This is a genomic window from Niallia sp. 01092, assembly GCF_052318935.1.
Lineage (GTDB): Bacteria > Bacillota > Bacilli > Bacillales > Cytobacillaceae > Niallia.
In genome coordinates, this window is record NZ_JBQRKO010000007.1 from 149,275 (window position 1) to 163,878 (window position 14,604).

At 36.0% G+C, this 14,604-nt stretch carries 16 protein-coding genes; 4 read left to right on the forward strand and 12 right to left on the reverse strand.

Annotated features, from left to right (window positions below; all coding sequences use genetic code 11):
- Positions 1–30: 30 nt before the first annotated feature.
- From ACTXGU_RS08725 to ACTXGU_RS08780, 12 genes are all read right to left on the reverse strand, one after another.
- A complete protein-coding gene (locus tag ACTXGU_RS08725) occupies positions 31–1,098 on the reverse strand; it encodes an LLM class flavin-dependent oxidoreductase (RefSeq protein ID WP_443481115.1) in 1,068 nt (355 codons plus the stop codon).
- Between the two features lie 50 nt (positions 1,099–1,148).
- Positions 1,149–2,147, reverse strand: a complete 999-nt coding sequence (locus ACTXGU_RS08730) for a PLP-dependent cysteine synthase family protein (protein WP_443481116.1) — start codon at positions 2,145–2,147, stop codon at positions 1,149–1,151.
- A 74-nt stretch (positions 2,148–2,221) separates the two neighbouring features.
- The gene (locus ACTXGU_RS08735; RefSeq protein WP_443481117.1) at positions 2,222–2,962 is read right to left on the reverse strand and encodes an amino acid ABC transporter ATP-binding protein; all 741 of its coding nucleotides are present in this window, start codon (positions 2,960–2,962) and stop codon (positions 2,222–2,224) included.
- A complete protein-coding gene (locus tag ACTXGU_RS08740; RefSeq protein WP_443481118.1) occupies positions 2,959–3,669 on the reverse strand; it encodes an ABC transporter permease subunit in 711 nt (236 codons plus the stop codon). Before ACTXGU_RS08740 ends, ACTXGU_RS08735 begins: the two co-directional genes overlap by 4 nt.
- 20 nt (positions 3,670–3,689) lie before the next feature.
- Positions 3,690–4,526 carry a transporter substrate-binding domain-containing protein gene (locus tag ACTXGU_RS08745; protein ID WP_443481119.1) on the reverse strand — a complete coding sequence of 279 codons (837 nt, stop codon included), beginning with the start codon at positions 4,524–4,526 and terminating at the stop codon, positions 3,690–3,692.
- Positions 4,527–4,548: 22 nt separating this feature from the next.
- Positions 4,549–5,319, reverse strand: coding sequence for an amino acid ABC transporter permease (locus tag ACTXGU_RS08750; RefSeq protein WP_443481120.1), 771 nt, complete (start codon positions 5,317–5,319; stop codon positions 4,549–4,551).
- A 36-nt stretch (positions 5,320–5,355) separates the two neighbouring features.
- A complete protein-coding gene (locus tag ACTXGU_RS08755; RefSeq protein WP_443481121.1) occupies positions 5,356–5,901 on the reverse strand; it encodes a GNAT family N-acetyltransferase in 546 nt (181 codons plus the stop codon).
- Between the two features lie 357 nt (positions 5,902–6,258).
- The gene (locus ACTXGU_RS08760; RefSeq protein ID WP_443481122.1) at positions 6,259–6,588 is read right to left on the reverse strand and encodes an ArsR/SmtB family transcription factor; all 330 of its coding nucleotides are present in this window, start codon (positions 6,586–6,588) and stop codon (positions 6,259–6,261) included.
- Positions 6,589–6,590: 2 nt separating this feature from the next.
- Complete coding sequence (locus ACTXGU_RS08765) at positions 6,591–7,010, reverse strand: SRPBCC family protein (RefSeq protein ID WP_443481123.1); 420 nt, start codon at positions 7,008–7,010, stop codon at positions 6,591–6,593.
- A 173-nt stretch (positions 7,011–7,183) separates the two neighbouring features.
- Complete coding sequence (locus tag ACTXGU_RS08770; RefSeq protein ID WP_443481124.1) at positions 7,184–8,755, reverse strand: APC family permease; 1,572 nt, start codon at positions 8,753–8,755, stop codon at positions 7,184–7,186.
- 193 nt (positions 8,756–8,948) lie between these two features.
- A complete protein-coding gene (gene nrdG / locus ACTXGU_RS08775; RefSeq protein WP_443481125.1) occupies positions 8,949–9,452 on the reverse strand; it encodes an anaerobic ribonucleoside-triphosphate reductase activating protein in 504 nt (167 codons plus the stop codon).
- Entirely contained in the window at positions 9,449–11,293 is a 1,845-nt protein-coding gene (locus ACTXGU_RS08780; RefSeq protein ID WP_443481126.1) for an anaerobic ribonucleoside triphosphate reductase, read from the reverse strand. Before ACTXGU_RS08780 ends, nrdG begins: the two co-directional genes overlap by 4 nt.
- Before the next feature lie 232 nt (positions 11,294–11,525).
- On the opposite strand from ACTXGU_RS08780, the gene ACTXGU_RS08785 reads away from it, so the two are divergent.
- The 4 genes from ACTXGU_RS08785 to ACTXGU_RS08800 all read left to right on the forward strand — a co-directional run bounded on the left by ACTXGU_RS08785 (position 11,526) and on the right by ACTXGU_RS08800 (position 14,595).
- A complete protein-coding gene (locus ACTXGU_RS08785) occupies positions 11,526–12,251 on the forward strand; it encodes an alpha/beta hydrolase (protein ID WP_443481127.1) in 726 nt (241 codons plus the stop codon).
- Positions 12,252–12,829: 578 nt separating this feature from the next.
- The gene (locus tag ACTXGU_RS08790) at positions 12,830–13,345 is read left to right on the forward strand and encodes a 2'-5' RNA ligase family protein (protein ID WP_443481128.1); all 516 of its coding nucleotides are present in this window, start codon (positions 12,830–12,832) and stop codon (positions 13,343–13,345) included.
- Between the two features lie 5 nt (positions 13,346–13,350).
- Positions 13,351–13,779, forward strand: a complete 429-nt coding sequence (locus ACTXGU_RS08795) for a GNAT family N-acetyltransferase (protein WP_443481168.1) — start codon at positions 13,351–13,353, stop codon at positions 13,777–13,779.
- A gap of 141 nt (positions 13,780–13,920) precedes the next feature.
- Entirely contained in the window at positions 13,921–14,595 is a 675-nt protein-coding gene (locus ACTXGU_RS08800; RefSeq protein ID WP_443481169.1) for a DUF421 domain-containing protein, read from the forward strand.
- Positions 14,596–14,604: the final 9 nt, after the last annotated feature.

The window sequence follows — 14,604 nt, forward strand, 5'->3', positions numbered from 1 at the left end:
TTTCACCATCAGCACTTATAGCTTTGACATTTAATAAATGTTTTTTATAAGTGTTCGAGGTTCGTTGCTCCATATCGTGCTTGGAATCTCACGCCTTAGTGTTGGTGCAACATCTGCTGCGAATCGCTCGATCTGCTCTAGCTGTTCTTCTTCTGTTAATCCATCCACACTAATACTTAATACTTGGTTTTTATAAGCAGCATGATAGTTTAGTATTTTTTCTATTACACTCTCCGCACTGCCGACTAAAACTGGTCCATTCTTCATGTTATCTTCAAGGCTCTTAAACGGTGATTGATTATGCTTCGCTGCATCTGTATTATTAAATGCATGATAGTATGGACGATAGCGCTTGATTGCCTCCTCCATTGTATCAGCCAAGAACAAACTGCCTGTACCTGAGCCGACAACAGCACCCTTTGGATTATGACCATAATAGGCCCACCGTTCATGATAGTGATCAATCAAGGATTTGTACTTTGCCTGAGGATGAAAGGTGTTTGATGAAAATATCGGGTCTCCATATTTTGCAGCAAGTTCAACAGAGAGCATGCTTGATGCACTTCCATGCCATACTGGAATAGACTGCTGAAAGGGTCTCGGCTGAGTCGTTACATTATTCAACGCAGGACGATAACGTCCCTTCCAGGTGACATTTTCCTCCGTCCACAATCGCTTTAGAAGGTCATATCTCTCCGCAAGCGATTCCCATTGCTCTTCTTCAGTAATACCAAAAAGGGGATAGTGGCGCGGGTCATTTCCTTTACCGATGATTAATTCCAGCCGCCCACCTGAAAGATGATCTAGGGTGGCATAATCTTCCGCTACACGCACTGGATCTAATACGCTAAGAACAGTAACGGTGGTTAACAGACGTATTTTCGAAGTTCTAGCGGCAATGGCTGTAAGGATAACTTGCGGAGAAGAAGATAAGAATGGTTCACCATGCCTCTCTCCTATTCCAAAGGCATCAAAGCCATGTGATTCAGCAAAAACTGCTTGTTTTAATACATTTTGAAATTTTTGCTGTGTCGTCAATTTTTCCCCAGTTAATGCATTTGGGAGATTCTGCACAAGTGTAAATAAAGCTAATTTCATCTGCCATAGACCCCCAATTCCTATTTTGGGGTCAGACCCCTTTTTTCTTTCTATTCAAATAAGTCAGTTGATAAATATCTCAATCCGGTATCTGGAAGAATTGCAACAATTCTTTTTCCTTTATTTTCGGGGCGTTTTGCAAGCTGTGTTGCCGCCCAAATTGCCGCACCTGAGGAAGTCCCAACCAAAATCCCGTCTGATTTTGCTACTGCTCTTGCTGCTTCATAAGCTTCGCTCGTTTCCACCTCTATTACTTCATCATAAACATCTAGATGAACATTATCCGGCACTCTTTCTTCTTCCACATCAGAGAATCGATGTACACCAGTTATTTCAACTATATCCGGATTGTCTAGTGTTGCAATGGATGCTATTCCTGGTTCCACTCCTACCACTTTTATGTTTGGATTTTTCGACTTTAAGTATGCTCCGGCACCACTAAGTGTCCCGCCAGTTCCAATTGTCGCTACCAAAATATCTACTTGACCATCTGTATCCTCCCAAATTTCCGGTCCTGTTGTCTCTCGGTGAACTTTAGGATTTGCTTCATTTCCAAGCTGATTTAAGAAAACAGTATTTTCTTCTTTTTCAACAACAGCTTTCCTAAAGACATTAATAACTTCAACAAAGTCTCCGTCTGTTTCTTCAATAGCCTCAACTAGTTCAGGTACATCGGAAAATGGAATGACTTCTGATCCATATGCTCTTATAACTTTTGTTCTTTCCTCACTTACACCGTCTTGCATGTAAATTCTAAGCTTATAACCTTTAGCTGCAGCAATTGCTGCCAAACCTATCCCCGTATTACCACTTGTTGTTTCTAGTATTGTGGCGCCATTTTTTAATAATCCTCTGTTCTCTGCGTCTTCAATCATTCCCTTTGCAATTCTGTCTTTAATACTATTGGAAGGGTTTAAATATTCTAGTTTTCCAATAATCTCTGCTTCTAACTGATTTTCTTTTTCGTAATTCACGATTTCCAATAAAGGAGTTCTGCCCACAAGTTCAGTAATAGATTTTTTAATTTTGTTCGTAACAATTTGACTCATACACTTTATCCTCCTTAATAAATAAGAATAATAGGAATTAATCGGTTGATTTACCCATTCAATAAAATAATGTCTTATCTTTCATACGAAAAGCGTCCTAGGAATTGCTTTGTCCGCTCTTCTTTTGTATGTTCAAAGACTTCCTTTGGAGAACCTTGTTCAACAATTACGCCATCTTCCATAAAAATTACTCTATCAGCAATATCATAAGCGAAACTCATCTCATGTGTAACAATGACCATGGTTACACCTTCTTCTGCAACCTTTTTAATGACATCTAATGTTTCCCCTACTAATTCTGGATCTAGAGCGGAAGTTGGTTCATCGAATAAAATAACCTCTGGATTTATAGCCAATGCCCTTGCTATGCCAACGCGTTGTTGCTGCCCACCAGATAATTGATGAGGATAAGCATCTTTTTTATCTTTCAGCCCCACTTTATCCAATAAATCCAGACCAATATTATATGCCTTATCTTTTGGTACCTTCCGAGCTATAATTAATCCCTCTATAATGTTTTCAATTGCTGTTTTATGCAGGAAAAGATTATATTGCTGAAAAACCATAGCTGTGTTTCTGCGTATATCAAGAATATCTTTCGAACTTGCTTTTTTAAATTCTACTTTTTTATTACCTATAGTAATTTCCCCATTGTCTGCCCGTTCTAAAAAATTCAAGCATCGCAAAAAAGTCGATTTTCCTGACCCGCTTGGTCCTAATATAACCACTACTTCTCCCTTTTCAACTTTTAGATCAATGCCCTTTAAAATTTCATTTGTTCCAAATTTTTTGGAGATATTTTTAACTTTTATCATACTAAACGTCTCCTTTTACCTCGATTGAAATGATTTTCATAAACTGTTGACACGCCTTCAATGGCAGCACATACAGACCAATATATAAGAGATACAGCCACATATGCCTCAAGGAAACGATAATTAGCATTAGCTTCAATAATAGCCCCATCCAATATATCCACTACCGAAACCATAGAAACTAGCGAAGAAGTTTTAATGAGACCAATTAATGTACTATTAATCATCGGAAAAGCAATAGGAATTACTTGTGGAATGACCATTCTTCTAATTAATTGACTTTTTGTTAATCCTATCGAATAAGCCGCATCAAATTGTCCTTTTGGGATTGCTGCCAGAGATCCCCTAAAGACCTCTGACAGACCGCTAGTTGCATATAAAGTTAGGGCAAAGATCGCTATCCATCTGCGATCAATATCTTTGAAACGTATAGACCAAGAAAATGTTTGTGCTATTTTATCTAAAAGATCTGCACTAACAAGATAAGCTACTAATAAAATTAATACGACGGGAATTGCTTTAAAAATTGTAACAAACCACTTAAAAATACTCGAAAGGACAGGGATATTAAAAAAGCGTACTAGTGCAATAATAAGCCCCAAAATGGAACCTAAAATAAGTGGCAGAAATCCCAATAGTAGAGTGGTAGGTAAATATTTCACTGCCGCTAAAAATACTTTAAACATAAATGCGAAATCAAAATCCATTTTCTCTAACTCCTTTCGATTTATTTTGTGTAATCTCCTCCTAAAACCTCTTTGGAAATTTCAGCTAGCTTCCCTTCATCAATTAATTTTTGTAATGCACCATCAATGTCTTCCTGAAGCTTTGTATCAGATTTTTTAGATAAAAAATAGGTTTTCGAAACATATGCTGGTTCCCCAGATGTTACTAGGTTTGCATTAAACTGCTTATTTAATTTATTTACATCATATTTTGTCGATAAAATAGCATCAACTGTTCCGTTTTGAAGATTTTTAACACGGATTTCACTTGAACCATCTCCATAAAGGATGTTAATTTTTTTATCATGTTTTTTATTGTATTGCTCTAAAAGATACGCATAGTTGCTTCCTGTAGATACTTGCACTTTTTTCCCTGCTAAATCTTCTAATTTTTGAAAGTTATTACCTGAATTTTCATCTACCACTATATAGCCTGTATAATCCGTGTATCCCACTTTTCCATATAAATATTTCGCTTTTCTTTCATCATTAACTTCATATTGATGGGCTGCTAAGTCTACTTTATTTGCATCAAGAGCAGGTAATACATTTTTAAACTCAAATGTTTCATATTTAAATTTGTATTGAGGTAATTTTTCATCCACTGCATCAAGAACTGCTTTTTCATATCCAGTCGGATTTCCCTTTTCATCTAAATAAGCAAATGGTTGATAGGAATTGCCTGTCCCGATAATAATTTCTTTTGCATCTGAATTATTATTTGCTCCAGCACTTTCACTTTTAGAAGTTTCATTGCTTCCGCATCCAGCCAAAACAATTCCAAGTAAAGCACTTAGTCCAATAACTTTTAATCTACCAAATTTTGTTCTATTCATCATTGTAATTCCCCTTATTTGTATTCTAGTTTGATTTATTTTTTTCATTTGTTAATAACAAGGGTTTATTTTTGTTAACTGTAAATAAAAACCCTGTTAACTTCTTCTTACTTCTGCTTGGATAGCGATATTTAATTTCTAAAATGTTAAATACTTTTTCAAGTAGGATGCTTAAAACAATAAATATGATTGCTGCAATAAAGTAACCCTCAATAACACGATAATATAATGCTCCTAATGCCTGTACTTTCCCCATTACATCCAATATCCCTATAGAAAAAGCTAACGAAGTATCTTGCAGGAGATTTATGATCGATGCTCCCAAATTTGGAATAGCGAATGCACGTGCTTGCGGGATTAGTATTCTTTGATAGGTCTGTCTTTTGGTCAATCCTATAGATGCAGCCGCTTCGTACTGGGAAACGGGAACACTTAACAAGGACGAACGGAATATTTCAGAAAAGAATGCTGCTGTATTTAACCCATAGGTAATATAAATGAAATATATTTTGTTCCATTGAGAAAGGTCTATTCCTATTAAAGCTAATAAATTTGGAAGACCATAAAATACAATAAACATTTGAACTAAAATTGGTGTCCCCCTTATAAAAGAAACATAAAGAATACAAATTTGTTTTAATATCGGGATGTTTTCTATCCTGATATAAGCAATTAAAATACCTAACACACTTCCTATAATGGTCGCAAACAATACAATCAATAAAGTTGTTGGAAGAGCGCTCAACACTTTTGGGAAAAGTGAAAAGACATACTCCCATTTGAAAAACTCTCCCATGTAATTCCTCCTTTCTTCTTTTGCAAGAGAATCACATTAAGCTTTTGACTCGGCAAATGGCGGCGTTCCCAATAGCTCTTCATCAAAGCGGTCTGGAATTAGCACTTTATACATTAGTACACCAAGATCCCCATCATTTTCATGTTGAAAATATTCTTTATAGCCCTTGCGTTTGTACATGTCAAGAAGCCAAGGATGTTTCCTGCCAGAAGTCCCCAGTGTATAAGCAGGAGCTTTGAAAGTATCACGCAGTAGCGTTTCTACATAGTCTAACAATTTATTCCCAACCCCCTGCCCTTTCAAATTCGGTGCGGTTGCAAACCACCATACAAAAGGATAGCCTGACACGGGAGTTGTGCTTTCCCATGGAAAACGAATCGTAATCGTTGATATGATTTTGCCATCGCGTTCTAATACTATAGCAGTTGACTTCACTATATTTTCAGTTACCGTTTCAATTGTTGCATTTGCAGATGGCCAGTTGATTCCTAAATCGCGAATCGGCTCAAAAGCACTAGATAATAATTCAAAAAACGCTGGAGCATCTTCTTCTGTCGCTATTCTAAAAATATCTTTACTCATATAAATTCTCCAATCTATATAATATTTTTTGGTTATTTCCTTATTTAAGGAAAAGATATTACATTAACATGTAACCTTAGTAAAACCAAGCTACGATGTGAAATTTTTAACCTTTGTCTGTAAATGAATTACTCCTTCCGTTATATCTTTCTATTAATCCATGTATTCGTATCGGATATATACACTATAATGTTTTTTAACACTCTTGACCAATTAGTAATAATAAAGTGACACTTCAGTAAAACTAAATAATCATAAAAAACTTCTTTTCTAAATAGCTGCAAAAAAAGACGACTCCAAAATTCAGAAATTGAATTTTAGAGTCGTCTTTTTGATTATCGAATTACCTATGTTTTTTTAGATGTTTTTTTCATTTTCCACAATATGTTTCAAAATAGATAATTTATTTTCCCAAAAGCGTTCATAATAAGAGATCCACTCTTTTACATCTGCCAACGGTTCTGGGGATAGTGTATACAGTTTTTCTCTGCCTACTTTTTTTGAACGGACTAGTTTTGCCTCTGATAGGATAGCGAGATGCTTGACAATTGCGGTCCGGCTTATCGGAAAATGGCTCGTAATATCGGCAATAGGTAGCTCCTTTTCCGATAATAATTCCATCACTTCTCTTCTCGTAGGATCAGCTATTGCCTGATAAACATCATGCTTTTTTGCTGTACTAGCCATGATTATTCCACAGTCTCTTTCAGCCTAATGACAATTTGCGACCATCCCATGTTCATGCGATCGCGGATAATTGATGCTTTTTCATTCGCTTTCCCTACGATTTCATCTGCTTCTTTCCATCCAGCATGAATAACTGTAAATTCTGTTGTCGTGCTGTCTATTTCTTTTAAAAGAAAAGAAACAACCCACCCATCAACATCCCATGTAAAAGATAATTTCGTTGGTGCTTCTACCTCAATCACTTTACAAGGAGACGGACCAAAGGGAGATTGCAAATAAAATTCATGCCCTAGCTCTAATTGAAAATCATTAGGCATAAACCATGCAGCTATTCCTTCAGAAGTCGCTACTTTTTGCCAAACTTTTTCAATCGGCGCATTTAAATTAATTTTTTGCACAATATCTTGCACTTTTTCACCCATAGAAAAACACCTACTCTTTCTAAAATTATGACACCTTTTGGTTTCATTTATAATATAACACCTTTTGGTTATATGTCAACTTTACTTCAGATTTGTCATGTATGCTCTTCTAACGCAAAAAGGGACTGTCCCTTAAGTCGGTTAAACCGACTTTTGAGACAGCCCCAGAATTTTTAAGATATATCAGATACACTCTCTTGCAATTCTTTAATATTCCCTTTTTTACGCATATACCATACACCGTTATATACAGCAAAATAGTAAAAAACCAATCCTACTATTGCTGCAACAACAGACATAAATGGTTCTGGAACGATTCCATGACCGCCAAAATTCCCTAAGTAGCTCAACCCAACAAGGAGAAGAATGTAAACAACAAGATATAGGCCACCAAAGAATTCTTCTATTTTATGTTTCTTGATAAAATGAATGACTAAGTAGCCGCCAACTCCTAAAATTAATCCGGTAATGGCAAGCTGCACCCTGCTCCAGTTTGTCCAATAAATAAGAAGTGTAGCAAAAACAAAGGCTAATGGCGCAATAATATTCATACCTGGAAGTCCATTATTTTTTGTCAAACCAACCTTACGGAAAACCATAACGGTTACACATGCTGAAGCATACTTAAATATACCAATTGCTCCTACAATTGCAACAATTGCAGTCCAACTCTTTAAAGGAAATAAGAATAATAATCCAATAAAGAAATTAAGAGTAAGTGCACGAGTTGGAACGCCAAATCTTTTGTTAATTGTTCCGAAGAAAGATGGCAGGAACCCGCTTTTCGCCATGCCAAAGACATGTCTTGACGTACCCGCTGTATAAGCAAGCGCTGAGCCTGTTGGAGAAACCATGGCATCAGCAGTAATGATCCAAGATAACCAAACCATATTTGCCATAAGAGCTAGATTAGCAAATGGAGAATCAAACTTAATTCCACTCCAGCCATTAGCCAACATATCTGGTGGAACTGCTCCAATAAAAACAATTTGCAGCAGAACATATAATATTGCTGCAGCTACCAGTGAAGTGATTAAAGCTAGTGGAATATTCCGTCTAGGTTTAACCACTTCTCCACTCATCATAATAACGTTCCCAAATCCTGTATAAGCAAAAAATATACCACTTGTTAATACCGCACTTAAACCAGCACTATACCCATTAGGGGCAAACCCTTGACTTGTAAAGTTCTCGGCATGAAAACCTGTCATAAAAAAAGCAATGATTGTTAAAACAGGTACTACAAATTTGATAGTGGTGATTACAGTGTTTGTGACAGCAAATAGCTTCACACCAAAATAGTTAAATATAATAAAGAATATCATTAATAACATTGATGCGAGCATGCCTGTTGTAGTAAGTTGCTCCTTTGCTGCATCATACAGCCCTGGCCAGAACTGATTAGCGTATTGAATAACTCCTGCCGATTCCACAGGTGCAGTAGCACAGTAGCCAAGCCAGATAGAATAACTAGTTACTGTAGCAAGCATTTTTCCATGAGAATATAGGGGATAGCGCCCTAAACCACCTGTTTCAGGCTTAACTCTTCCTAATTCAGCATAAATAAGCGCTATGAGTGTAATGGCAACTGCGCCAATCACCCAAGAAATAATCGCTGCAGGACCAGCTAATTTCGCTGCTGCCCACGGACCAAAGAGCCAGCTTGACCCTATTATTCCTCCAAGGGATAATGCCGTAAGCGACCAAAATCCCATTTTCTTTTTCAAATATTGTTCTTGATTCATGATGTACCTCTCTTAACTAATATTAAATCCTTAATCTATTATTTCGTTCGACTTTATTGATTTTATTGTAATCATTTTTATTTTTCAATGTATATTTTTGGATATCAAAAAAAAACAACTATTCATATTGCTGAATAGTTATGTAAAAACCAATCAAATCAAATGTTTAATTGGAGAGCGGATTAATTTTATATTAAGAAAAAATTAATTGTTGTTCTAATAAGACCATTTTCTTTTCTTCTATGCTTTTCCGGCAATTTATCACCCGTTGATTGCTGCTTCCTCTATATAATAAGGATAAATCTCTTTTTTCTTTTACAAAAGGGCCATCTACAAGAATATCCAACTCCTTGCATAACTTCATAAATGGCTCCTTTTTTGCTTCCATCAAATACTCCCACTTATATCCAGTATAGCACCATATATTTTTACCTGCTTTTTTCAGCTTTTCAGCCAAAATAGCCAAGTCATTTAATTGCAGAAGCGGCTCTCCGCCGCTGAAAGTAATATTTGTCAAAGGATTATCCATTAACTCATCATAAATTGCTTGAATGGACATTTCTACTCCGCCATCCTTATTCCAGCTTTGCGGATTATGACAGCCTGTACATTTATGGGGACAACCTGCAAAAAATACGGTGCTCCTTAAGCCAGGGCCATCTACAATGCTGTCATGAATAATATTCAGCACTCTCATGAATGCTTAACCCTCTCCCTTTCTTCAGCACGTTTTGCTGTATTCCATTTATCCAATGACCCTACTAAATACCCTGTTATCCGGCGGATTCGTTCAATTTGACTTTCCTCTTCCTCCCCGCATTTCGGGCACCCGTTATCAATAATTCCTTTATGACCGCAAGTCAAGCATCTATCTACAGGATGATTAATGCTGCCATAACCGATGCCTGCTTCTTTCATTGCACAAACAATTGCCTTCATTGCCTCTTTATTTTTGCTGGCATCGCCGTCTAATTCTACATAAGTAATATGTCCTGCATTTGTTAGTTCATGAAAAGGAGCTTCTTTTTTAATTTTTTCGATTGCTTTTATTTGATAATAAACAGGAATATGAAAGCTGTTCGTAAAATACTCTCGGTCAGTGACTCCTTTAATGACTCCATGCTTCTTTTTTGTTATCTTAAGCGACTTTCCTGCAAACGATTCTGCAGGTGTTGCAATAAGCGAATAATTTAATTGATATTTTTCCATCGCTTGATCTGCCGCGTTTCTCATATGCTTTACAATTTTCAATCCTAAATTATACGCTGCTTTGCTTTCCCCGTGATGAACACCTAACAAAGCTGTTAAACATTCTGCCAACCCTACAAAACCAATCGATAATGTACCTTGTTTTAAAATATCTTCTAGATAATCGTCCATCTTTAATGTTTCCCCGTTTGCCCATACACCTTGTGTAAATAAGAATTTAAAGTTTGCGACTGTTTTTTTCCCTTGATAAACATAACGATCATATAGCTGTTTAATGGTTATTTCTAAGAATGCATCTAATTTGGCAAAAAATTGATCAATCGACGTCACTTCTAATGCAAGCAGCGGTAAATTAATGCTTGTAAAAGATAGATTTCCTCTGCCAACAGCCTGCTCTTTGCCATGGATATTCCCCATCACTCTTGTCCGGCAGCCCATCGTTGCCACTTCGGATTGTGGCGTCCCATCATAATATTTAGCATTAAAAGGAGCATCAATAAAAACAAAATTCGGAAAAAGCCGCTTGCTTGTTGTTTCAATTGCCAATTCAAATAGATAATAGTTTGGGTCGTCTTGAAAATAATTAATCCCTTCTTTTACTTTAAAGACAATGATCGGAAAAATAGGCGTTTCCCCTGTACCCAACCCTGCTTGTGTAGCAAGCAATAAACATTTTGTTAACAAGGCTCCTTCTCTAGAAGTATCTGTTCCTAAATTAACGGACACAAATGGAGTCTGGCCCCCTCCTCTCGAGTGCATGCTATTGCAGTTATGTGTAAAAGCTTCACAAGCTTGATATGTTTCTTTTTCGGTCCATTCCCAAGCCTTTTTTTCAATCAAAGCTTTATCCTCCATTATTTCTTGTAGTTTTCTTTTATTTTTTTCATTCGTTTTTTTTATGTAAGGAGCTAAATCATAATCCAGCATTGGAATAGCTTGTCCACCATGCTGCTGATTTTGATTTGCCTGTAATATAATAGAAGTTAATGCCATCGCACTCATAATATTTTGTGGTTCTCTCATAAACCCATGACCTGTATTAAATCCATCTTTCAAAATTTTCCCTAAAGGAATTTGACAGCATGTTGCCGTTCCAGAAGAATAAAAATCAAGATCATGAATGTGGATGTATCCTTGTTGAAATGCTTCTTTTGCTTCAGCAGATAAAAGATTTTCAACTGTATAATGTCGAGAGGATGTGGAAGCAAAATGCATCATATGACTCATCGGTGAAAGTCCATCTATGTTTGCATTTTCTTGTATGAAATCATGATTGTCACTGCGAACAATTTCATCAAATTCCGTTAATAGTTCTGAATAATTCCCCATTATTAATCACTCCAATAGATTTATCTTCCTTGTAATTATAAATGGTTATCCTCACCAACAACGATATATAGACAATATTTCACTGAATGTACACAATATATAGTGTTTTTGATTTTTTAGTTAAAAAAGAGGTTGACCCAAAGCTTAGGAGGGATTTTTGCACCTTCGCTTCATTAGGATGGTATGTGATAAACTAGGCATAAAATGAAGAATTATAATTGGAGGATTTATCATGCAATCTTCAAAAGGCACGATACAAGAAATGTTTATTACAAGCAAAGAACTAGGTGAAGAAGTGAAACTGCTAGTATATCTTCCACCTTCTTATTCACCACTTTATAAATACAATATTCTTTTCGCACAAGATGGAAAAGATTATTTTCAATTTGGACGAATTGGAAGAGTGGCAGATGAATTACTGCAAGCAAATAAAATTCAAAATACGATTATTGTTGGTATTCCTTATGTGACGGTTCAAGACAGAAGAGAAAAATATCACCCTTCAGGACAAAAAAATAAAGCATATATCCGTTTTTTAGCACATGAACTTGTTCCGTTTATTGATAAAAAATTTCCAACTTATCAAATGGGACTTGGAAGAGGACTTATTGGCGATTCATTAGGTGCAACTGTTTCCCTTATGACAGCACTAAAGTTTCCTCATACATTCGGCAAAGTAATGCTTCAATCTCCTTTCATAAATAAAGAAGTCTTACAGGCTGTTCAAGCATTTGATCGATTCCACCTTCTTGAAATATTCCATATTATTGGTACAGAAGAAACATCGGTTAAAACAACGATTCAAACGATCGAAGATTTTCTGACGCCAAATCGGGAACTGGCACAGCTTTTACACGAAACAAACGCCGATTATACATATGAAGAATTTAACGGAGATCATACTTGGAAGCATTGGCAGCCAACGCTTAAAACAATCTTAGAAAGAATGCTTTGTTAATGGTAAAGGGGACGGAGCTGACGCTACTTTAATGAAGGCTGTTTTCTCAAAGTTTGTTGTTTTCACAAAAAAGGGAGGGCTTACTTTAGTGTTGCCTTCTACCCAAAATTAATTTTCATACAAAAATTTGGAGAAGAAGTACTCAGCAGACTGAATACACGTAGACTCCTGTGGGAATGCGAGAAAGACGAGACCCCACAGGAGCGTATGCGACGAGGAGGCTCGACGCTCGCCCACGGAAAGCGTAGTGTATTCAGTCTGCGAGTTTAAAAGCAACAATCTATATGAAAACAGCCTTAATGCAAAAAAACGATGATGCTCTATAGTTTGTTTTTGTCCTTAGAAAGGATGGAGTAGCTTCACTCACGCCGCCTTTATTAGGTTAGAAACTGCTTTTTCCTTGTTAGATGATGAGACGAGGCATGAGTCTCCATACGAATTTTGTTTACTAATTCTTAATATTAAAACGATAATAACTTTTTAAACTTCACCAAAATATTTGTTATAATATCTTACATAAAACAATAAAGACAACACGATATATGTTGGCTTCTTAATAAAATGGAGGGAATAATCAAATGAAATATAGTATTGTTATTTTCCCAGGAAAAGAGTTGCAAGATAAAGCTAATTCTTTACGTAAACGGTTTGACCCTAAATATGCATTAATTCCACCGCATATTAGCCTTATTAGTGAATTTGAAGCAAATCCTGCAGAAATAAAAGAAATTAGTAAAAAACTAGAGAAAGTAGCCAGTCACTTCCCTACTATTGGACTAAATATTTTAAAAATTAGCACGTTTCAACCTGTCGAAAATAAAGTTTATTTAAAAATAGAGCCTACCCCGGATTTAGAAGATTTACATATTGAGCTTTCCAGCATACTTGGAGTGGAACAACAAAAGGATTCGTTTGTTCCACATATAACAATTGGCCAGCAGCTGACAAATGATGAGCATCTTGATATGTATAGCAGTTTGAGGATGAATACTTTTCAATATGAAGAGCAAGCTGACCGTTTTCATTTATTATACGAGCTTGAGAACGAATCCTGGACAGTATACGAAACATTTAGACTAGGAAAGGAAATGTGAGTAAATTGGAAGTAATTATAGCTAAAACCGAAAAAGAGTTAGAAGATGTATATTATGTTCGCCGGACTGTTTTTATAGACGAACAACAAGTACCAGAAGAAGAAGAATACGATGAATACGAACAAGACAGTATCCATTTTGTCTTGTACGATCACAATAAGCCGGTTGGAGCTGGACGTTATCGCACATTTGATGAGTACGGAAAAATTGAAAGAATTTGCATCTTAAAAGAAAACCGCAAAGGCGGTTCAGGCAAAACTATCATGAAAAAAATAGAGGAGTATGCCAGTCACAATGGAGCACCTGCACTTAAATTAAATGCACAAACACACGCGATTCCTTTTTATTCGAAACTCGGTTATGAAGTAGTATCAGAAGAATTTTTAGATGCAGGCATTCCTCATAAAACGATGATGAAAAAAATAAAAGAATGATTGTTTTTTGCTCCTAAATTCAATCACGGTTCAGTTAATCAACTTGTAAAATAAACAAAAAACTCTTGTCAAAATTAGACGAGAGTTTTTTGTTTATTTTTTTATTATTTGCCTACAATGGTAAGGAAAGGGTTGATTTCATTGGATTTTCTTCACATCGTAATAGAGCTTATTATTGGTTTTCTTTCCCTTCTTTTTTTAACTAAGATTCTCGGGAAAACGGAGATTACTCAAATTACTACCTTTGATTTTGTTTCTGTTTTAGTGCTTGGTGAATTAGTTGGAAACGCCATGTATGATAAAAAAACGGGATTGCTGGAAATTCTTTTTGCCGTCGGAATCTGGGGATTGTTAATTTATACTACCGCAATTTTCACACAAAAGTTGCGATTAACACGAAAACTATTAGAAGGAAAACCAGCCATAATTATAAAAAAAGGGCAAATTGATTATCAAGAGATGAAAAAAAATCATCTAGATTTAAATCAGTTGCAGCATCTTCTTCGAGCTAAAGAAATATTTTCCATCACGGAATGCTATTATGCTATTTTAGAAACAGATGGCACTATTAGCGTTATGAGAAAACAAGCTTATGCCACACCTACTAAACAAGACTTAAATTTGCCTCTCCAGAGTGTTTCCTTGCCGATAAGCATTATTCTCGATGGAGAAATAGTCGTGGAGAATTTACCGATCATTGGCTGGGACGAGCAAAAATTAAAAAACGAGCTCAGTTTTTTAGGAGTTTCCTCTTATAAAGACATTCTTTATGCAGAATGGCAGGAAAATAAACCATTATATGTGCAAGGCTATTAATGCGCCGGC